We start from the raw sequence: 21,991 nt of genomic DNA on the forward strand, positions 1-21,991 counted from the left end.
TTAATAAGCTTACTTAGCGGCACTTAACCCTTGATTGATGTTGACTAAGTCTTGCTCACTGATCGTACCTGCCGCACGTTTTAACGATAAAATTGATTGTACATAATTATAGCGCGTTGATGATAAGTTACGTTTTGCGTTATATAAATTACGCGTGCTATCTAATACATCAACAATAGTACGAGTTCCTACTTCAAAACCAGCTTCGGTTGCTTTTAATGCACTATCAGCACTAACAACAGATTGCTCAAGGGCTTTGATTGCCGAAACGGCAGCAATAACAGTGTTGTATGCATTACGTGTATTACGAACAACATTACGATAAGTTAATTCTAAATCTTGACTAGCAGCAACATAGTTGCTTTGTGCCTCGCGAACAGCACTTGACGTAGCGCCACCAGAATAAATAGGTACGTTTAACGTTATGCCGATAGACTGACTATCTAAAGCTGGGTTTTCAAAAGTGGCATTGTTTACTTCGTTATCTTGATCTCTAGCACCATAACTGCCCGATAAACTTAATGTTGGATAATGACCAGATCTTGCGATATTAATATTCTCTTTAGCGACATCAACCGCTATTTTTTGGCTAATTAAATCTAAATTTTTTGCTTCTGCTGTTTGTTGCCATTCGTTTGCGCTGTCGGGTATAGGGCGCGAGGTACTGAAACGTTCAGTGTTTAAAACACTTAAGTCTCTTGGATACACATTGGTAATTACCCTTAATGCTTCTTCTGCAGTGTAAACACTGTTTTCAGCGCGAATTTCAGAAGTAACGGCATTATCGTATTGCGACTGTGCTTCATGCACGTCTGTTACCGCTTTTAGACCAACAGAGTAACGTTGCTTTGTCTGTTCTAATTGACGCTCAATAGCCGCTTTCTCTGCTTTAGCAAAATCTAAATCGTCTTTAGCACTTAAAACATCAAAATAAGCGGTCGTTACTCTAACAATCAACTCTTGTTTTGCTGCTTGATAAGAAACATCACTGCGGTGCGCGGCTTTTTTGGCATTATCTAATCTTAGCCATGTACTATGATTGTATAATGGCATACTTAAACTCAAGCCATAGCGCAAAGTATCAGATTTATTGGTCAATGTTCTATTTGATGATTGTCCATCATCCGATGTTGGAATAAATTGATCTTTACTTATTGTGTAGCTAGCTGCAGCACTGATCTCTGGTAATAAAACAGCTCTGGCTTGATCTATGCCTTCTTTTGATGCGTTAAATAAAGCCTGTGATCTCAATACGGTAGGATCATTTTTTTGTGCTTGTTGATAAACGCTCAATAAATCTTCAGCGTTAACTAACGTAGTATTAGTTACACAAACCAAACCAATGATCAGTGCCGTAATTGTTTTTTTCATGAGTGAGCTATTCCTTTGAGTGTGCCATGTACGCTATATTTTTATGATACTATCGTATCTTGATTTTTGAATTAGCTAAATATAATAAGTGTTTGCGAATGCATTCTAGTGTAACAAAATGTTTTATGCTAGTGGTCGCTTTATTATAGTATCTTCATTTATTTAAAATTTTTTATATGGGAAATAAAGCCACTCAATGTCTAACAAAAATATAAAGCCATCAAAGTTTTCAAATGAAGACGTCACCATTTATCAACAAAAAACCTGCTACCAAGGTGTTTTTAAAATGGATGAGTATCAACTTAGCCATCGATTATTTGATGGTGGTGAAAGTAAAGTATTAACGCGCGAAGTCTTTGAACGTGGTCATGCGGTAGTCGTTATTCCTTATGATGCGATCTCTGATCGCGTTGTGTTAATCGAACAATTTCGAGTTGGCGCTATTGGTCAAGGAGACACACCATGGCTATTAGAGTTTGTCGCCGGTATGTTTGGTCAAGATGAATCACCTATTGATGTTGCTATTCGAGAAGCTAAAGAAGAAGCCGACTTAACCTTAAATGCTAATCAACTCGATAAAGTGCTGGAGTATTTTTCAAGTCCTGGTGGTATGAGCGAAGTTATACATTTATATGTTGCTAATATAGATAGCAAAAATGTCTCAGGCGTGCATGGTTTAGAAACTGAAAGTGAAGATATTTTGTTGCATGTTATGTCAAGAGAGCAAGCCATGTCGTTGTTAGAAAATGGAAAAATCACCAATGCAGCAACAATAATTGGGTTACAATGGCTACAAAATAACTTTCATCAACTACAGCAGAAATGGTCTTCGTAAATGATACAGCAAAATAAAAAATATCAGCCAAGATTATCAACCTTAATGAATCTTTGTGACGTTAATTATATGTTTTTAGTTCGCTTATTGGCCAGTCATAACGATGAAGAAGCGGTTGGTGATGAGCGGTGTTTTTTTATTTCTGATTTTTTATCTTATAAGATAACAATACTCGAAATTACTCGTTACACCAGCTTGGTGAGTATTTGCCAAGAGCTGCCTAAGACAAAACCAGTAGTTACTGAAGAAGATAACAATAATAAAACGGTATTTGACCACATTTTACGTCCCAAAATGATTATCCGTTTATATCATGATGCTCGAATGGCTGAGGTGATCAGTAATCAAGACATTAAACAAGTTCAACCTCGTTACGATTACCCCAATAGTAAAATGCATTTACCTGATGAAAAAGAGCAAATTAATCAGTTCCTTAAAGAATGGCTGCAACTTTGTTTAAAGTTAGGCCAAGTCAATTTATCACTTCTTGAGTAATCCTTTTGTCTTCTATTTTTAAAATTGCGCAAATAAGCGACTGCCATTTGTTTTCTCAAACGGATGGTTTGCATCATGGTGCTAATGTTTACCATAATTTAGTCAGTGTTTTAGACGATATTAAAAATCTGCATTTAGTAGATGCTATTGTATTCACCGGTGATATTACTCAAGACCATAGTGAAAAGTCTTATCAACTTTTTGTGCAAGCGGTTGTTGAAAGTGACATAGCGATACCTTTTTATTATTTGGCGGGTAATCATGATGAACTCGAGTTATTGGATAAATATTTATCTGTTCCTCCTTTTAATCGTGAAAAAGTCTTTAATGATAAATATTGGCAAATTGTTTTACTTAACAGTAAAAGTGAAACGCCGAAAGGTCTGGTAACACCAAGCGATTTATCTGCATTTGAGTCAATCGTTGATGGTAATAAACATCAATTAGTGATGATGCATCATCACCCATTAGATGTTGGTTATTTTATTGATCAACACGGTTTAGAAAATCAAGCAGAGTTTTGGCAAACGATTAATAAGTTTTCGAGTATTAAAGCCATTACCTGTGGTCATGTGCATCAAGCATTAACCTTGTATTCAGACCAATCACCAGCCATACCCTTATTTACCTGTCCCGCTACATCGATTCAATTTGACACGAATAAAAGCGCTGGTGCTTCAAATGGGCAAGGGCCAGGCTATCGTGTTTTTTCGCTATTTACTAATGGAAAAATAAAGTCAGACAGCTACTTTTTAACAAAGGAATAAAATGTCTAAACAGGTTAATATTTTATATCTACATGGTTTTAATTCATCACCACAATCGATGAAAGCGCAACTGACAAAGCATTATTTTAATGAACATTTTCCCGAAGTCTCATTTTTTAGCCCTCAGTTAGCTTCGTCACCAACGGCTGTTATCGAACAATTAACGACACTAATAGACTCAAAAAGCGATAGAGAAAACATTTGGTATTTTATTGGTTCATCACTAGGTGGCTATTTTTCAACGTATTTATCAGAGAAATATCGAGGCAAAGCCGTATTAATTAATCCTGCGGTAAAGCCCTTTGAATTATTAGTCGATTATTTAGGTGAGCAAACTAATCCTTACACGCAGGAAGTTTATTACATTGAAAAGCATTTCATTGAGTCATTAAAAAGTCTTGAACAACAATTTATTTCGAAAAATAATTACTTGGTCATGGTACAAACAGGCGATGAAGTGTTAGATTATCAAAAAGCTGTCGATAAATATTGTGACTGCCAAATAATTGTCCAGCAAGGCGGGGATCACAGCTTTATTGATTACTCGAAAGTGTTACCTAAAATTGCGATGTTTTTTAATTTATACCCAAAAAGTCAATAAAGTAGACCAATAGGTATTAAAACATTTTTTAATCATAATCATTATTAGAATAGTTAAATGAGCGAACAATATAATTCAGACTCCATTGAAGTCCTCAGTGGTCTAGACCCAGTACGACACCGTCCAGGTATGTACACAGATACTTCTCGCCCTAATCACTTAGGACAAGAAGTTATTGATAACTCGGTTGATGAGGCTTTGGCTGGGCATGCGCAAAATATCACCGTTGTGCTCGATAAAGACCAATCACTCGAAATTATTGATGATGGTCGAGGTATGCCAACCGATATTCATCCCGAAGAAGGTGTATCAGGTGTTGAGCTTATTTTCTGTAAACTTCATGCCGGTGGTAAATTTTCTAATAAAAATTATCAATTTTCTGGTGGTTTGCATGGTGTTGGCATTTCTGTGGTTAACGCACTTTCTACCCGCGTTGATGTTTCAGTTCGCCGTGACAGCAAAGTGTATGAAATGGCTTTTGAGCATGGCGAAAAAGTTGAAGAGTTACATGAAACCGGTACGGTTGGCCGAAGAAATACCGGTTCACGCGTAAAGTTTTGGCCTGATCCTAAATATTTTGACTCAGCAAATTTTTCAGTGCGTCGCTTAGTTCATTTATTAAAAGCGAAAGCTGTTTTATGTCCAGGCTTGACCATCAAGTTTCATGACAAGAATGAAGATAAAAAATATCAATGGTATTACGAAGATGGTTTAGTCGACTATCTGAAAGATTCTCTTAAAAGCTGTATTTGTTTACCTGAAGATCCTTTTGTTGGGACTTTTTCTTCTTCGCATGAAACAGCTGATTGGGCAGTAACTTGGCTCTCTGAAGGTGGTGAGGGCATTGGAGAGAGTTATGTTAATTTAATTCCAACCATCCAAGGTGGTACACACGTTAATGGTTTACGCCAAGGTTTATTGGAGTCAATGCGCGAGTTTTGTGAATTTAGAAATCTCATTCCTCGTGGTGTAAAATTAACGCCAGATGATATATGGGACAAATGTTCATATATTTTATCGGTGAAAATGCAAGAACCACAATTTGCAGGACAAACTAAAGAACGCTTATCTTCTCGACAATGCGCCGCTTTCGTTACCGGTGTGGTAAAAGATTCTTTTAGTTTATGGTTAAATGAACACACTGAAATCGCAGAAAACCTTGCTGAATTTTGTATTTCAAATGCACAGCGACGTTTGCGTGCCAGCAAAAAAATTATTCGTAAAAAAATTACTCAAGGACCTGCTTTACCTGGGAAATTAACTGATTGTGGCAGTCAAGATATTGCCCGAACAGAATTATTTTTAGTGGAAGGAGACTCGGCAGGAGGTAGTGCTAAACAAGCAAGAGATCGTGAGTTTCAGGCAATTATGCCGCTTAGAGGTAAAATTTTAAATACCTGGGAAGTCGATTCCGGACAAATACTGGCTTCACAAGAGGTCCATGATATTTCAGTGGCATTAGGCATAGATCCCGATAGCGATGATTTATCAGAATTGCGCTACGGTAAAATTTGTATTCTTGCCGATGCCGATTCCGATGGTCTTCATATTGCGACGTTATTATGTGCTTTATTCATGCAGCACTTTTTACCCTTAGTGCAACGCGGCCATGTTTATGTGGCTATGCCACCACTTTATCGTATCGATGTCGGTAAAGAAGTTTTCTATGCCTTAGATGAAGCCGAAAAAGACGGTGTTTTAGATCGAATAGAAGCTGAGAAAAAACGTGGTAAAGTTAATGTACAACGTTTTAAAGGTCTGGGTGAAATGAACCCTCTACAACTACGCGAAACGACTATGGATCCCAATACACGTCGTTTAGTGCAATTAACGGTAGATGAGCACTCTGAAACGATGGAGTTAATGGATATGCTACTGTCAAAAAAACGTAGTCCAGATAGAAAAACATGGCTGCAAAGTAAAGGTGACATGGTAGAAATTTAGCCACATTTAGTTTTTAACACCAAAGCATGAGTTAACTCATGCTTTTTTTTGCGCATTTTATCTAGCCACTGCTTTTATTTAAAAAGGTTATTTGCATACACTTTCAATATAAAATAACATATGATTTACCATATATATGAAAAATCATATGTTAGCTATATATTGTTATTTTATATATGCTCCAAATTAGCTTTCGGATAAATGCGGTGCCAGTTATGAATAATGATAGGGTGGTTCAATTTTTTAAAAATTTAGCTGATGATACTCGGCTAAAAATAATCTTACTTATACAAACGGAAAAAGAATTGTGTGTCTGTGAATTAACGTCCGCTTTGTCTTTATCCCAACCTAAAATATCACGTCATATTGCTCAACTTAAATTACATCATATTCTCAGTGAACGAAAAGTAGGACGCTGGGTTTTTTATAGTCTCGTTGATGCTATGCCACTTTGGCAAAAAGAAGTCATCGAGTTATCAAGTCTTAACAATCAAGCATATTTAAGCGCATGTGTAACAAACCTTATTGATATGGGCAATCGTCCAAGCAGACAGCAAAAATGTTGCGAATAACCGAAATAAAGAGGAATAAATCATGACAATTAAAGTAGGTATTAATGGCTTTGGCCGCATCGGACGTTTAGTTTTGCGTGCGGCATGGCAATGGCCAGAAATAGAGTTTATTCAAATTAATGATCCCGCAGGTGACGCTAAAACATTAGCACACTTACTGAATTTTGATTCTATTCATGGTCGTTGGAAATTTGATGCACAAGTCGACAATAATCAAATGATCGTCTGTGATGAAGACGGTGAACATCACATTAATATTAGTCATAATTTAAGCATAGCTGAAACCGATTGGTCACAATGTGATGTTGTTGTAGAAGCTTCTGGAGTGATGAAAACGACTAAACTATTAAGCGCTTATTTAGCACAAGGTGTTAAACGGGTTATGGTCACAGCACCGGTAAAAGAAGAGGGCGCCTTAAATATTGTCATGGGCGTTAATCATCACCTTTATAACAAAGCACAGCATAAAATTGTCACTGCTGCTTCTTGTACCACTAATTGTTTAGCGCCAGTGGTTAAAGTTCTCCAAGACAGTGTTGGCATAAAACACGGCAGTATGACAACTATCCATGATATTACTAATACGCAAACTATCCTTGATGCGCCTCATAAAGATTTACGTCGAGCACGAGCTTGTGGCCAAAGTTTAATTCCAACGACTACCGGGTCTGCAACCGCTATTACCCATATTTTTCCTGAGCTGAAGGGAAAATTAAATGGTCATGCCGTGCGAGTTCCGTTAGCGAATGCCTCAATTACTGACTGTGTATTTGAGCTAAATCGAGCCGTAACTGTTGAAGAAATCAATCAATTGATGTCTACGGCGGCGCAAGGAGAGTTAAAAGATATACTTGGCTATGAAGAACGTCCTTTGGTCTCTGTTGATTATAAAACGGATCCACGTTCATGTATTGTTGATGCGTTATCAACCATGGTTGTTAATGACACCCAATTGAAAATGTATTTGTGGTATGACAACGAATGGGGTTATGCCAATCGAGCTGCAGAGTTAATGTTGTTAGTTGGGCGATCTGATATTAAGCACTAGTCTTTGAGAATATCGACATAGACGGCGTTTTTAAACGAATAATATCTTGGCGTTACGCTAGTGTTAAATACTCTTGGTTATTTATTAGTATTCGCCAACATCAATCGAAAATACCATTATTGGTACCTTTATGTTAAACAAAATAACCGCACTGCCTAGTGCGGTAAAACAGTATCTATTAATTACCACTAACTATTGGTTTTTCACTTTAACCGATGGTGCTTTGCGTATGCTGGTATTATTACATTTTCATCATCTAGGTTATTCCCCGCTTGCCATTGCGATGTTATTTCTATTTTATGAAGTTTTTGGCGTGATTACCAACCTAGTGGGTGGATGGTTAGGAGCAAAAATTGGTTTGAATAAAACCATGAATATTGGTCTGTTCAGCCAAGTGTTCGCATTATTAATGCTGACAGTTCCTGAACAATATTTAACCGTTATCTGGGTTGTGTTGGCACAAGCGCTGTCGGGTATAGCCAAAGATCTTAATAAGATGAGTGCTAAAAGTAGTATTAAAACGCTGGTACCAACGACCAATAACAACCAAGATCACGCTGTTCTTTTCCGTTGGGTTGCTTATCTGACGGGATCAAAAAACGCCTTAAAGGGCATAGGTTTTTTCCTAGGTGCCTGGTTACTAAGTACCGTGGGATTTTCAGCTGCCATGCTAATAATGGCGAGTGTGTTGGCGATTGTTTTTGTGCTTAGTCTATTATTATTACAGGGTGATTTAGGTAAGGCAAAGCACAAAGTTAAATTTAAAGAGATATTCTCAAATCACCCATCATTAAATTACTTGGCGGGCGCTCGCTTATTTTTATTTGCCGCTAGAGATATTTGGTTTGTTGTTGGATTACCGATATATTTGGTCAGTAATTTAGGTTGGCAACATACTAATGTTGGGATATTCATGGCTTTATGGATTATCGCATATGGTATTGTTCAAGGCTCAACACCTAAATTTTTTATTAAAAATAACCAACATAATATCAACGGTCATCTGTTATTTACTTGGGGTATGATTTTATCCAGTGTCACCTTGTTGTTAGCACTGTTGATGTTTTATGCGACCAAGCTCAACATCAGTACTGAAATCATCATTATCGCTGGTTTATTTATTTTTGGGGCTGTTTTTGCTATTAATTCGGCGCTGCATAGCTATGTGATCGTAGCCATGGCGAAAGAAGATGGCGTTTCTATGGACGTTGGCTTTTATTATATGGCTAATGCCCTGGGAAGGTTATTAGGTACCGTGATGTCAGGTGTTATTTATCAATTTACTAACTTAATTACCTGTTTAATTATTTCCGCTTTGTTTGCAGGGCTTTCAGCTTTATTGATCAAACGTATTACTGTGTCAAACGAGTAAGGCGAAAAACAGTGGCAATGTTAACGTTAACAGTCTGCTGTTAACGTTAACTATCGATATAGCGATGAAGTTAGTAACGGACCGCTAAATCATTTAATTGGATGTTACCCAGTAATTGCCCATCAGTAGTCATTGCCTGTGCACTTTGCTGAGACACCTGCGTTATTTTTACTGTGTAAGGGCTAACGTTAAAACCGGCATAGGTTTTTCCTGCGTCAGTAATGATATTATTTAAGTGTAATAGAGAAAACTCATCACCAACTTTTACGCCATGCCTTTTGCCTAAATTAATCGTTAACGAATTACCGGCTATTTGTACTATCTTGCCTCGAGTCGGTTGACACATCATATTTTCGTCGATATCAATGATCATATCGCCTAACACTTTTTCAATAGCCATTCCGTATTGGCTTTGCCAGAATACTTCGCTATGAACATCAACTTGCTGACGTTTGCCAAATTCCCATGGGGCAGAGCTACGGTACTGCTTAGTGAAGACAGATTCACCATTACTACCGTTGTAAATATATAGGCTGACACTAAACTGACGGTTAAAAACATCTTCCTGCCAAAACTGCCAACCATTGGTTGAGCCCTGTGCAAAGCTAATGTCATTAATTTCAGAATACATGACATACTGAGTATCGCTGATATTAGCTAACGACATGGTAAGACTTTTTATTGCTTCAACTTGCAAACTGTTATTTAATCTTGAGAACTGAGACTTCTCTTTTAACAACAATCTGGTGTCTAGATAAATACCTTGGTTGTTAATTTTATAAGCAAGCTTAGCCATCAATTTATTATCAAGCGCATAAACCTTACCGATACTCGCTTGCTCTCTATGCATTAAGTTACTACGGGTAATTAATAAAGACTTTCGATAATCAGAAGAGAAGCACTGTTTACTTTGTGGGAAGATGTCAGCACGAATGGTTACGGTGACCAAATTGCCCTCATAATTTTCATCAACCAGCTCAAAAGAATTAACAGTACCGCTGGCGCGAATATTAATTTCATTTTGTGTCAATAATCCGTTAACCGTTTTTTGCACACTCGATACTGAAGCACCGGCAACCAGTAAGGCTTTTTTTAATGCGTTCTCTATGGCTAATGTTTTTGCTCGTTCGGCATTGCCCTGCATTATTACTGACTTTCCCTGAGCTTCATACCACTGGGCATCAGCAGAATGAGTGATAAAAAATAAAAGTAGAGCTGATATAAATAAGCGCATATGAAGTCCGTCAGTAAAAAGGGTTTAATATCTACTGTCGAATATGCAGTTTCTATGCCCACTTATTTTAATGCCCTGGTAACTTTATAGATTGGCGCGATTTGTGCTTTATTTATTTTAGAAACTATTTGATGTCGTTTATCGATATTACTGCAAAACTGATTATTCGCTTTCAGAGCGATCAAGGGGAGCTCAATGAAAAAGTGGCTTATTCCATTATTTATTCCAACGTTGATGTCGTGTTCATCAATGAATATGATGAGTGATGAAGATAATTTTTATAAATCAAAACAAGAAGTACGAGGTGAAATTGACAGTTTCAATCTCCCTAGGCATGCGATAGCAGATGTGGTTAAAGGGCTTACTTATCAGATGCTTGAAAGCAGCTCTTTTGTAAACCCTAAAACACCTATCGCGGTAGCTTCTTTTGTCGAATTAGAAAACCTTGAGTCAACTAATTGGCTGGGTAATCAGATATCAGAGAACTTTGTTCATGAATTACAGCGCCATGGTTTAGTTGTTATTGATTTTAAAACGACGGGGCATATTCGTGTTACTGCTCAAGGCGATTATGTTTTTAGTCGCGACTGGAAAGAGCTACCGGAGCGGCAGATTATTGACTATGTTGTAACTGGTACCATGATGGAACAAGAAAATGGTGTGATGATTAATGCTCGGATGATTGGTATGCAATCACGTGTTGTTGTTGCCACGGCACAATCTTTTATTCCAAGCTGGGTGATAGGTGAACAGATTAATCAAGATGAAAGTGTTCGGATAAAAGATGGATTAATCATTCGAAACAGCGTTATGTTAGCAGAAGACGAACGTTCAATTAAAATTGTTAATTAGTTTTTTACATTGATGTAGGGCTAACTTTTGGTATTTATGATGAAAAAAATTATTCTTAATATATTAACCGCTGGTAGTTTGGCTTTGTTACTCGCCAGTTGTTCTAGTGTTTATGACAAACACGTACAATGGCAAAGTGTTAAGCCTGAAACCTTCCCAGTGTTACATGCTATTGGTCAAGCGCCGATAAGTTTGCAAAACTCACAACATGAAACTCAGCGGATGTTGATGGCGATTAATGCCTCAAAGCTTGCCGCTTATGCCGAACTTGCAGAACAAGTTTATGGGCAAAAAATAAATGGTGAAATGACCATGTCACAACTGATAATGGGTAAAAATGAAGTTTCAGCGTCAGTTCAAGGTGTTATCCGCGCAGCTAAAGTGATTAAAAGCTATCCTGTTGGCGACAGCTATACCACAGAGTTAAGTTTAGACTTTGAAGATGTTTATAATATTTATTTAGCTTCTTCACCCAAACGTGAAATTAAAGCGGTTACCTATTATTAAGTGTTAACAGCATACCCTTAAAAATTATACTGCAGACTTGCATAAAAATAAGCGCCGTTAAAACCGAAAGGAGCTGAACGGCGTGAATATTTAAATACACCCGTGCTATCAACAATGATATTACCTTGTTGATCTTCAATCGTGCCTCCTCGAGAGTTTCCTATACGATTTTTGTCAGGCATAACATCAAAAAAATTATGACTACCCACAGTGACCGCAAGATTTTTTGTCATTTGATGGCTAACGCTAATATCAGTTAATAGCTCTTCGCCATAAGTTTGTTTACCACCATCGGTTATCGTATATTTACCATAGTGATTGAATAATATATTGATGGTCCAGTGCTGGTTTTTATAGAGGGTGTTTAGACTTATTTTATTGCGTGGTTGCCATTCTTCAATGATAGAAATATCTTGTTGTGAAAAAATTTCTTCAACGCTAATGGTATGCAGTGTGCTGTGTTGAGGTGTAAATAACTTGGTTACCTCAGTATTGGTAAAGTTTGCCGCCAAGGTGAAGTTAATATCTCCAGCAAAAGCTTGAGTCTGCCAAGTAGCAACAATATCTGTCCCTTGAGTTGCGGTATCAGCGCCATTTAAGAAAAACTGTCCTTTGGTAGCAGACTCCTCAGTAAAAGCTTGATCGAGTAGAGGTGATATTCCCATGCCCAATTTACTACTAATGACAATACGGTTATCAATATCAATCTGATAAAAATCAACACTTATATCTATATTATCAGTAGGGCTGTAGATAAAGCCAACACTGAGGTTATCAGATTCTTCTTCTTTTAAAGAAGGCACCCCGAGTCGAGTGGTCAAAGTACTGTCATTTCTGAAGGTTTCCACTTCTTCACTCAACAGAGAGCCACTTTCGTCAACAATAAACTGTGTACTGATATTATTGAAATACATTTGCTGCATAGAAGGTGCACGAAAACCTGTGCTATAGGCACCACGTAAAATAAGTTGCTGGTGTGCTTGCCAATGCACCGCAACTTTTGTGTTGGTACTGTTACCAAATATATCATAATCATCATAGCGAATGGCCGCACTGAGCTCGATAAAGTCATTGATTTGGGTCACAGACTCCGCAAAAATTGAAACAACATCTCGGCTCTCGTTAACCGCAAGTTCAGGTGCAACTCCTGGAAAACCTTGAATACCACCGGCGGCATCTTGGTCAAACAATGCTTGATTATTGTCAGTATCATAATCCTGAAAGCTGTAGGGGTTACCTGGTATTATTTTGTATATTTCTTGGCGAAATTCTGTGCCTAACGCGAGTGAATAATTTTCATAGTCTTGGCTGAAGAGTAAATTCACTGTCTCAAGTGACAAAGATAGCCCGTAAGCAAAAGCAGACTTTGGTAATTGATCACGTAATTCATCTACTGTTAAGTCACTGGTTTGTGATAGATAGTTAGCGTAAGAAGCATTAAGTGAATCTTTAGTCGTATAGTCTATTTGGTTCTTGCCATAGGTATATGAAATATCAATGGCGCTGTCATTATCGAAAGCCGCTTTATAGCCAAGATTGTATGACATATCTTTTATATCTGAATCTATTTTGGGTAAATAACCTTGAGGAATAGCGGCTTGCCCATCGTTTAATAATGGGTTTTCATTACTATTCGCGCTGTGACGAAAAAAAGCGGCAGATTGATTTTCTCGATGTGAATAGGTTAAAAAGCCATAAAGTTGCCCGTGATTCAGTTCAAATGTACTGTTTGCGGCAAAAGAAAGTTGTTGATACGAAGGGTCGCCAATACGAAATGTTGCCCGGTTAGCTGTTAACTCCCTAGGATCATCGGTTTGCCAATGACCATTGTCCAATTGAGTGCACTGGCCAAATTGGCAGGCACCATGTAAACCTGAGCGGTTGGTACTTTGATGGTCGACTAAACTTAATGTGGCATTGATAAAACCATCATCACCCAACGGTAAGCCTTGCGTATAAGATAGCTGATAATCTTGACCATCGCCTTGCTGATAAGCACCAGCTGATGTTATTAAGGTTGTTTGCTCACTACTATCGTTTAACACAATATTAATAACACCCGCTATGGCATCCGAACCATATTGTGCGGCTGCACCATCACGTAAAATTTCAATACGTTTAATCGCTCCTACTGGAATGGCATTCATATCTGTTCCGGCTGTACCTCGCCCAACAGAGCTATTAATATGAATTAAACTCGCTTGATGACGACGCTTGCCATTTAATAAAATCAGTGTCTGATCTGGCCCTAAACCACGCAACGTTGCTGGCTGTAATACGTCACTGCCATCACTTATTGCTGAACGAGAAAAATTAAAAGAAGGTACTAGTGCCTGCAATATTTGACCAAGGTTAGTCTGGCCACTATTACGCAGAGTGTCAGCAGATATAATATCAACAGGAACAGGTAACTCTTTTACGGTTCTGCCATTAATATGACTACCTACAATAACTATTTTTTCAATGGCTTTGACTTTTTCTGTGGTCTTACTTTCTTGTTTAGATTTGCTCTGCACGGTAACGTTATTTTTCTGCTTTATCGACCATTGGCCTTTATTATTTACTTCTGCATGAAGACCCGTATTTTTAAGGAGCTTCCTCAAAGCCAAAGAAACTGAGTAATAACCCTCTATGGCATTACTGTTAAAACGTCGGGTTAAATCATAAGAAAATATAATGGTCTGATCGGCCTGCTGGGCAAGTTTAATTAATGCTTGATCAACGGATTGAGCGGCGACAGTAAAGTGCGTTATATTGGGTGCAATAGCTTGTACTTTAGCTTGAGTGGTTAAACTAAAAGATAATGGAAGAATAATAAAGAATGAACAAAAAAAATGTATCACTTTTTTTGTTAAAACGGCACTAAGTGGCTGTTTTTTTCTTTCTTTAAATAAATAGTTTAGCAAGGTGTCAACTAGTGCTTTAATTGTGATCGTTGAATACAGAAAGCTCACCTTCTATTTATAATTTTTATTCACTGTATTTATCTATAGCCTACTTGAGGCGTTGACCATTAAATTATGGCGTCAGTTGCTTTGGTGATAACTACAGTATTGTGACTTGTCTTGGTATATTTTAGGTCGAAATTATAGCTAATTGAATCTAATAAAGTACCAACATCGTCTGACTTAAAATAACCGGACACTTTCATTTGGGCAAGCGCTTTATCTTTGATAGTAAATTTAACATCGGTATAGCGACTAATTTCATCAAGTGCAGTGACCAGTGATTCACCATCAAAAATAAGTATGCCTTTTTTCCAGGAAAGTTCCTGAGATAAAGTGAGTGATGAAATTTTATTTGTCGGTGATTGAATTTTGTTGATTATAGTCGATTTTTCACCTGCAACTATAATGTTATCTTTTTGCGGAAATTGAACCGTGCTGGCTATTTTTTCAGTTAATGCCGGTAATGTTTCATTCGAATCAGCGATTAATACTCGCCCTTCGGTAACAATTAACTCTAATTGATTATTATCGCTTTTTTGTACATTGAAAATGGTGCCTAAAGCGGTAAATGATTGTTGCCCAGACGTGACACTAAAGGGGCGTGATTTATCTTTTGCGACTTCAAAAGAGGCTTCTCCTTTGATCAAATTTAATTGACGATGCCCTTCACTGAAGCTAATAGTGAGTAAACTATCAGTATTTAACTCGACATTTGAACCATCGGGTAAGGTAACTTTTTTATGTTCGCCTATCTTTGTTGAAAACTGATCGTAAATAACTTCAGATGACGTTAATTGAAAAAACGAAAATATAGGTTTATTTAAAAAAAACTCACTGGTGATCATACCAAAGAAAATAACACTGGCAGCCAGTGATAATTGCATGAATAATTTTTTAGAGTGAGGAGAGTGTTTTTTTTCTAAAGGGAATAAACCATTAAACTCGGCAAGTAACTTAGAAATTTTGGTCGAAGGTGAGTATTTATGAAGTGCTAAGTGATGATTGTTTTCTTGATTCACCCAAGCAACAAAAGCTTGTCGCTCTTGTTGTGATAATCCTTGTTCAATGCGAGATAGCCAATATTTGGCCTGCACTTCTATTTCATTATTATATTGTATTTTAGTCATAATAAATATTTTGTCTTCATTCAATTCACGCAAACATCGATATATTTATTCGAACATGCCGTGCATCCTAGCGAAATAGTAAACGGTTTTTTTATTATCAAGGAGAACTTAATTTACCTACTTAACAAATTATTATAATAATCAGGGCTTTCAAAACTAGAAAACCCTCCTATATTTCTACTCTACCTTTATTTCTTTTTGTTTGCACGTTTTGCTTGTTTTTTCGCCTTAGCTTTTTTCTGTGATTTACTAATTTTTATTTTAGGTTTTTTCAAGGCAACTTTAGACTCTTTATATTGTGGTTTTAAGCCTTCAATATTTCGACGTGACAAACGCTCGTCCATGTAACGTTCAATCTTAGCAATGACAGGCATATCGTGTGCTTCAACTAAAGAGATAGCCGTACCTTTATTACCCGCTCTACCCGTACGGCCAATACGATGTAAATAAATATCTGCTTTGCGTGGCATATCAAAGTTAATAACATGAGTAATGTCATCAATATCTAAACCACGAGCAGCAACATCAGTAGCAACCAATACTTTTACCATACCTGAGCGTAAACGGTTAATGGCATGATTACGTTTGTCTTGTGGCATTTTACCTTCAAGCCAAGCACAGGGGATTTCTTCAGCGTAGAGTTTTCCTGACAAATGCTGGACCGTTTCACGTTTGTTGGCAAAAACAACCGTGCGTTCAAAGCCTTCTTGTTTTAACAAGTTGATTAATAATTTAAATTTATGTTCTTTATCATCTGCTAAGTGAAGCCATTGATGAATTTTTGCTTTTTCTTTTCGTGATGGGTGAGACTCTAAAAATACTGGCTCGTTAAGTACTTCTTTTGAAAAACGTAAAACACCTGCACCTTCGAGGGTTGCTGAGAAAAGCATGGTTTGCTTGCGCCAGCGAGCTTCACCAACAATACGGTTAATCGCATCAGAGAAACCCATATCAAGCATACGGTCAGCTTCATCAAGTACAAGAATTTCAATGTCGCGGGCTTCAAATTGTTCTGATTCAAGATATTCAAGTAGACGACCTGGCGTAGCAACTAGAATATCGGTGTTCTTAGTTAAGACATCTTTATGGCTGTCATAACTAACACCGCCAGTGATCAGCCCAGTTTTAATATCAGTTAATTCAGTTAATTGTGTACATTGCTCACTGGTTTGAATAGCAAGCTCGCGCGTTGGCGACAAAATAAGTACCCGAGGAAAACCTGGGCTTTTACGCGGGTAATCTAGCAAATGTTGAGCGATAGGTAATATAAAAGCAGCTGTTTTACCTGTGCCCGTTGGCGCTGAAGCTAAAACATCTTTACCTGTCATGGCGACAGGTAAAACCAACTCTTGAATAGATGTTGGTTTTTTATAACCAGCATTTGTAATGCCGCCTAGTAGTGCTGAATCTAGGTCAAATTGCTCAAACATAAAGTATAATTTCGGTCAGGATAATATTGCCGTGAATTATAAAGCGAAACAGGCTATTTAGCTAAAGCTAAAGCTATTTATTTTTAGTTTTTATTCACTTTCAATAATCTCAGCTATTTCTCTTTGTATTTGTTGACACCACAGCGCAATACGTTCATCACTTTGTTCGTATTGATTGTCTTCATCTAATGCCAAACCGACAAATTGACTATTATCTTCGGTGAGCGCTTTAGAGGCTTCAAACTCATAACCTAGGTTGGGCCAAAAACCAATCACAAAACCATCTTGAGCGATGACTTGTTCATGCAACATGCCCAGCGCATCTTGAAACCACTCGGTATAACCAATTTGGTCACCCATGCCATAAAGGGCGATAATTTTTCCTGATAAATCTAAAGTCGCGATATCATCCCAGTGGCCTTCCCAATCTTCTTGGATTTGACCATAATCCCAAGTAGAAATACCCATAATAACCAGGTCGAAATCGTCAATCTTACTTAGCGGTGTCTCTTTGATATTAAACAATTCAACGTCGAACTCTGTCTTGAACTTTGCTTTGTCGGCAAAATATTGTTGAATTTTCTCCGCCGCCATTTCAGTATAACAAGTGGTAGAACCGTAAAATAAACCAATTTTCATGAGGTAGCCTTTAGCATCTTTTTTGAGCTTAGAAGTAAGATATTGACCGATTAACATTAGGGTCACTATTTTTGCGAGAGTTTAACAGATAGTTTATATCAAGGCAGTAAAATATATATATCGTTATAAAGTCGTTGTTTACACTTATTAATCGAGTGATATGACTAGGTTTATTGCATTTTATTTCAATTCCCTGTAATTTTAGCGACAAAGAAACGGTCATGTTATATAGCTCAATTAATCTTGTGTAATCATTGAGATTACCGATTGTTAGTTCTACTTTTAGGAAGTCATTAATGTTTAAGAAAATTTCCCTTGCCCTTGCGGCGGTTTGTATTGGTGTTGCTGGTCTAGTGTTTGCTGTAGAGCAGCCGACTGTTGTTGCAAATAGCGTCTCAGCCACCACGTCTACCATCAATAATTCTATCGAATTCGATGCGGTTCAATTAAAAGCAAAGCTTAGTTTAATGCTAGGCCTAGAAATTGATACCGTTAAACCATCGGCTATGCCTGGTTTAGTTGAACTTATCACTAACCAAGGTTTATTCTATGCGAGTGCCGATGGTCAATTTTTCATTCAAGGTAAACTTTATGGTTTAGGCGGCAAGGTTGTCAATTATTCAGAAACAAGTTTAGCGCAAGTTCGACTTGATGGTATGGACAAGTTTGCTGATGCGATGATTGTCTATCCAGCAAAAAATGAAAAGCATGTTGTTACCGTATTCACCGACATCACTTGTGGCTACTGTCGCAAGATGCATGAACAAATGGATGAATATAATGATAAAGGTATCACAGTACGTTATTTAGCTTACCCTCGTTCAGGTGTGAAAGACCGTTCTGGTCAATATTCTCAAGGCTTTAAAGATTTACGTTCTATTTGGTGTCACGAAAATCCAGCAGATGCGTTAACAAAAGCTAAAATGGGTTCAAATGTTGCACAACGTATATGTGATAAGCCCATTGAAGAGGAGTTTGATTTTGGTCGTCAAGTTGGGGTTAGTGGTACACCGGCTGTTATTTTAGAAAACGGTATGATGCTACCTGGCTATCAAGAACCCGATGCGCTTGTTGCTATAATTGAACAGATGAAAACGGCAGGATAAATTATAATCGTTTGTTATTGATTTAACCTAAATGGCAGGCCTAATAGCCTGCCATTTTGCTCTCTTAACCTCATTAAATTAATCATCAGAAACTCTCCTTATGCAAAAGCAAATAGTACGCCGTGTCAAAGTTGAAGATAACCATCTTCCCAATCATCTTCATCCACTTATTAAGCAAATATATGCCAGCCGCGGTATTGATAAGGCAATTGAACTCGAGCTTAATGTCAGCCAACTTTGCGCCATTGAAAGTTTGAAAGGGATTAATCAAGGCTGTGAGGTTTTATATGAAGGCCTAGTCGCGAATAAAAACATTGCCATTATTGGTGATTTTGATGCCGATGGTGCGACCAGCACCGCATTAATGATGGAAGCTTTACGTTTGTTTGGCTGTGATAATTATCAATTCCTAGTACCTAATCGATTTATATATGGTTATGGTTTAACACCTGAAATTGTCGAAATAGCTGCTCAGCAAGGCGCACAGCTATTAATAACCGTTGATAATGGTATTAGTTGTGTTGCCGGCGTCGCTAAAGCCAAGTCATTAGGATTAGGTGTTATTGTTACCGACCACCACTTACCGGGCATGACACTACCTGATGCCGACGCTATTATTAATCCTAACCAAGTTGGCTGTGACTTCGCCAGTAAAGCGCTGGCGGGTGTTGGTGTTGCTTTTTATTTTATGATGGCAATGCGTAAATATTTACGTGAGAAAAACTGGTTTGTTGACAAAAATATAGCAGAGCCTAATATTGCTCAACTCCTTGACTTAGTGGCATTAGGGACAGTAGCCGATGTTGTTTCTCTTGATAACAATAATCGAATTTTGGTTGAACAAGGCTTAAAAAGAATTCGTGCGGGGGTTACGCGCCCAGGCATTCAAGCGTTGCTCGAAATAGCCGGTAAAGATCAGAAAAAGATAGTTGCCAGTGATTTTGGTTTCGCTTTGGGTCCAAGAATAAATGCCGCAGGGCGTTTAGACGATATGTCGTACGGTATTAATTGTTTGCTTGCTAAAGACCTTGCTTCTGCTCGAGTCATGGCTGCTGATCTTGATGATTTGAATAAGTCGCGCCGAGAAATCGAGCAGGGCATGCAGCAAGAAGCAGAACAAGTATTGAAAAGCTTAAATTTCTCTGATGATAACTTACCGCACGCGATTTCTTTGTTTCAAAAAGATTGGCATCAAGGGGTTATCGGTATTGTGGCTGGTCGTTTAAAAGAAAAGTATCACCGACCTAGTATTGTTTTTGCTGGCACGAGTGATGATCTTTCTCTTGAGAAAACAGAAAAAAATAGCGAAATTAAAGGTTCAGCACGCTCTATTCCTGGTTTACATATTAGAGATTTACTGGAACATATTGACACGCAGCATCCAAATATTATTATTAAATTTGGTGGCCACGCCATGGCGGCAGGCTTATCAATAGCAGAGGAAAACTTTGAAGAATTTCAGCGCTTATTAAATCAATATGCCGAGCTTTGGTTAAGCAGTGACGATCTCAAAGGTACGCTTGCCTCCGATGGCGAACTACCCACCAATGAAATGACTTTATCTTTTGCTCAGCTATTACGTGATTCTGGCCCTTGGGGACAAAACTTTATCGAACCTTTATTTGACGATAAATTTAAGCTGGTTCAGCAACGTATTGTCGGCCAGAAACATCTGAAACTGGTTGTTGAAAAAGCGGGGCAAGTTTTTGATGCTATCGCTTTTAATGTTGACTTAAGCCGTTGGCCTGACCATCAAACTCAACAAGTCCACCTTGCTTACCGTCTCGATATTAATGAATTTCGTGGTAAGCAAAGTGTGCAATTTATTGTGGAATACCTTGAATAAAAGCCTGGCGATTCATTGCTTTATTTTCAGCCAGTTTAGTCAGTTAAATCGTTTATTTAGCGATGAAATTACGCTATAATGCGCGACTATTTTATTTTATTCTTTCGGGCGTGCATCTTGACGCCAAATTTGCGATGTAAAATTATAAACTATGATTGAAGCTAACCCGGTATTAAACAAGATTAAAGACATCCGTGAGCGTACAGATATGCTTCGGGGGTATCTTTGACTACGACCAAAGATCAGAACGTTTGGTTGAAGTGGTGCGTGAATTAGAGTCACCTGAAGTTTGGAATGATCCTGAACGAGCACAAGCACTCGGTAAAGAGCGGTCTTCTCTTGAAGCCATCGTTGAAACCATTGATGAAATGGATCGAGGCTGTGAAGACGTTGAAGGTTTAGTTGAACTTGCTCTAGAAGAAGACGACGAAGAAACTTTTAACGATGCGAGCGATGAAATTCAAGCGCTAGAAAAAAGTTTAGAAAAATTAGAATTTCGCCGGATGTTTTCTGGTGAACATGACGAAAATAGCTGTTATTTAGATATTCAATCGGGTTCTGGTGGCACTGAAGCACAAGACTGGGCTGAAATGTTAATGCGTATGTATTTACGTTGGGGTGAAGCACACGGTTATAAAACAGAAGCGATTGAAGTGACTGACGGTGATGTTGCAGGTATTAAAGGCTGTACGATTAAGTATACCGGTGAATACGCTTATGGCTGGTTACGTACCGAAACAGGTGTTCATCGCTTAGTAAGAAAATCACCATTTGATTCCAGTGGTCGTCGTCATACCTCATTTGCTTCGGCATTTATTTATCCTGAGATTGACGATAATATTGAAATCGATATTAACCCTGCTGACTTACGTATTGATACCTTTCGTGCTTCGGGCGCGGGTGGTCAACATGTTAATAAAACTGATTCAGCTATTCGTATTACTCATGTTCCAACGGGCGCTGTTGTCGCTTGTCAAGCTGACCGCTCTCAACATAAGAACCGTGCAACGGCGATGAAGTTGTTAAAAGCTAAGCTCTTTGAAATGGAAATGCAAAAGAAAAATGAAGGTAAGCAAGAATTAGAAGATGGTAAATCTGATATTGGCTGGGGTAGTCAAATACGCTCATACGTTTTAGACGACAGCCGAATTAAAGATTTACGCACCGGTGTTGAAAATCGAAATACCCAAGCAGTTTTAGATGGCGATTTAGACAAATTTTTAGAAGCCAGCCTAAAATCTGGTTTATAAAGTAGAAGAGCCTTGCGTGGCAAGGTTCGACAATCAAAACTTAAAAA

Annotated in this window: 19 protein-coding genes; 13 read left to right on the top strand and 6 right to left on the bottom strand. The window is 37.9% G+C overall.

Annotation, left to right across the window (positions count from 1 at the left end):
• Positions 1 to 9: 9 nt before the first annotated feature.
• A complete protein-coding gene (tolC, locus tag A3Q34_RS14425) occupies positions 10 to 1,371 on the bottom strand; it encodes an outer membrane channel protein TolC (RefSeq protein ID WP_070375988.1) in 1,362 nt (453 codons plus the stop codon).
• A 196-nt stretch (positions 1,372 to 1,567) separates the two neighbouring features.
• Between tolC and A3Q34_RS14430 the strand changes: the two genes are divergently transcribed.
• From A3Q34_RS14430 to arsJ, 8 genes are all read left to right on the top strand, one after another.
• Entirely contained in the window at positions 1,568 to 2,206 is a 639-nt protein-coding gene (locus A3Q34_RS14430) for an NUDIX domain-containing protein (protein ID WP_070375989.1), read from the top strand.
• Complete coding sequence (locus A3Q34_RS14435; protein ID WP_070375990.1) at positions 2,207 to 2,701, top strand: DUF1249 domain-containing protein; 495 nt, start codon at positions 2,207 to 2,209, stop codon at positions 2,699 to 2,701.
• Between the two features lie 5 nt (positions 2,702 to 2,706).
• Complete coding sequence (locus A3Q34_RS14440) at positions 2,707 to 3,468, top strand: metallophosphoesterase (RefSeq protein ID WP_231907363.1); 762 nt, start codon at positions 2,707 to 2,709, stop codon at positions 3,466 to 3,468.
• 1 nt (position 3,469) lies between these two features.
• Positions 3,470 to 4,069, top strand: a complete 600-nt coding sequence (locus A3Q34_RS14445) for a YqiA/YcfP family alpha/beta fold hydrolase (protein ID WP_070375992.1) — start codon at positions 3,470 to 3,472, stop codon at positions 4,067 to 4,069.
• Between the two features lie 57 nt (positions 4,070 to 4,126).
• Positions 4,127 to 6,013, top strand: coding sequence for a DNA topoisomerase IV subunit B (parE, locus tag A3Q34_RS14450; RefSeq protein ID WP_070375993.1), 1,887 nt, complete (start codon positions 4,127 to 4,129; stop codon positions 6,011 to 6,013).
• A gap of 215 nt (positions 6,014 to 6,228) precedes the next feature.
• Entirely contained in the window at positions 6,229 to 6,585 is a 357-nt protein-coding gene (locus A3Q34_RS14455) for a metalloregulator ArsR/SmtB family transcription factor (RefSeq protein ID WP_083278032.1), read from the top strand.
• Positions 6,586 to 6,607: 22 nt separating this feature from the next.
• On the top strand, positions 6,608 to 7,633 hold the full coding sequence (locus A3Q34_RS14460) for an ArsJ-associated glyceraldehyde-3-phosphate dehydrogenase (RefSeq protein WP_070375995.1): 1,026 nt from the start codon (positions 6,608 to 6,610) through the stop codon (positions 7,631 to 7,633).
• Between the two features lie 130 nt (positions 7,634 to 7,763).
• Complete coding sequence (gene arsJ, locus A3Q34_RS14465) at positions 7,764 to 9,005, top strand: organoarsenical effux MFS transporter ArsJ (protein ID WP_070375996.1); 1,242 nt, start codon at positions 7,764 to 7,766, stop codon at positions 9,003 to 9,005.
• Positions 9,006 to 9,075: 70 nt separating this feature from the next.
• Here arsJ and A3Q34_RS14470 read toward each other — a convergent pair whose 3' ends face one another.
• Positions 9,076 to 10,239, bottom strand: coding sequence for a flagella assembly protein FlgT (locus A3Q34_RS14470; RefSeq protein WP_070375997.1), 1,164 nt, complete (start codon positions 10,237 to 10,239; stop codon positions 9,076 to 9,078).
• A gap of 195 nt (positions 10,240 to 10,434) precedes the next feature.
• On the opposite strand from A3Q34_RS14470, the gene A3Q34_RS14475 reads away from it, so the two are divergent.
• Together A3Q34_RS14475 and A3Q34_RS14480 are read left to right on the top strand one after the other, a co-directional pair.
• On the top strand, positions 10,435 to 11,091 hold the full coding sequence (locus A3Q34_RS14475) for a FlgO family outer membrane protein (RefSeq protein WP_070375998.1): 657 nt from the start codon (positions 10,435 to 10,437) through the stop codon (positions 11,089 to 11,091).
• Positions 11,092 to 11,130: 39 nt separating this feature from the next.
• Positions 11,131 to 11,598, top strand: coding sequence for an LPP20 family lipoprotein (locus A3Q34_RS14480; RefSeq protein WP_070375999.1), 468 nt, complete (start codon positions 11,131 to 11,133; stop codon positions 11,596 to 11,598).
• A 17-nt stretch (positions 11,599 to 11,615) separates the two neighbouring features.
• Here A3Q34_RS14480 and A3Q34_RS14485 read toward each other — a convergent pair whose 3' ends face one another.
• From A3Q34_RS14485 to fldB, 4 genes are all read right to left on the bottom strand, one after another.
• Positions 11,616 to 14,504: a TonB-dependent receptor gene (locus A3Q34_RS14485; RefSeq protein ID WP_231907364.1), complete on the bottom strand. Its 2,889-nt coding sequence runs from the start codon at positions 14,502 to 14,504 to the stop codon at positions 11,616 to 11,618.
• A 107-nt stretch (positions 14,505 to 14,611) separates the two neighbouring features.
• Positions 14,612 to 15,673, bottom strand: coding sequence for a FecR family protein (locus A3Q34_RS14490; RefSeq protein ID WP_157471006.1), 1,062 nt, complete (start codon positions 15,671 to 15,673; stop codon positions 14,612 to 14,614).
• A 188-nt stretch (positions 15,674 to 15,861) separates the two neighbouring features.
• On the bottom strand, positions 15,862 to 17,103 hold the full coding sequence (srmB, locus tag A3Q34_RS14495; RefSeq protein WP_070376001.1) for an ATP-dependent RNA helicase SrmB: 1,242 nt from the start codon (positions 17,101 to 17,103) through the stop codon (positions 15,862 to 15,864).
• 90 nt (positions 17,104 to 17,193) lie between these two features.
• Positions 17,194 to 17,742: a flavodoxin FldB gene (gene fldB / locus A3Q34_RS14500; protein ID WP_070377185.1), complete on the bottom strand. Its 549-nt coding sequence runs from the start codon at positions 17,740 to 17,742 to the stop codon at positions 17,194 to 17,196.
• Positions 17,743 to 18,038: 296 nt separating this feature from the next.
• Here fldB and dsbC point away from each other — a divergent pair, with 296 nt between their 5' ends.
• From dsbC to prfB, 3 genes are all read left to right on the top strand, one after another.
• The gene (gene dsbC, locus A3Q34_RS14505; protein WP_070376002.1) at positions 18,039 to 18,848 is read left to right on the top strand and encodes a bifunctional protein-disulfide isomerase/oxidoreductase DsbC; all 810 of its coding nucleotides are present in this window, start codon (positions 18,039 to 18,041) and stop codon (positions 18,846 to 18,848) included.
• A 100-nt stretch (positions 18,849 to 18,948) separates the two neighbouring features.
• Entirely contained in the window at positions 18,949 to 20,694 is a 1,746-nt protein-coding gene (recJ, locus tag A3Q34_RS14510; protein WP_070376003.1) for a single-stranded-DNA-specific exonuclease RecJ, read from the top strand.
• A 151-nt stretch (positions 20,695 to 20,845) separates the two neighbouring features.
• Positions 20,846 to 21,944, top strand: a protein-coding gene (prfB, locus tag A3Q34_RS14515) for a peptide chain release factor 2 (RefSeq protein ID WP_182216879.1) whose coding sequence is annotated in 2 segments (ribosomal slippage) — positions 20,846 to 20,920 and positions 20,922 to 21,944 — 1,098 coding nt in all. Because the reading frame shifts where the segments join, the coding sequence is not laid out codon by codon here.
• Positions 21,945 to 21,991: the final 47 nt, after the last annotated feature.

The organism is Colwellia sp. PAMC 20917 (genome assembly GCF_001767295.1).
Taxonomy (GTDB): Bacteria; Pseudomonadota; Gammaproteobacteria; order Enterobacterales; family Alteromonadaceae; genus Colwellia_A.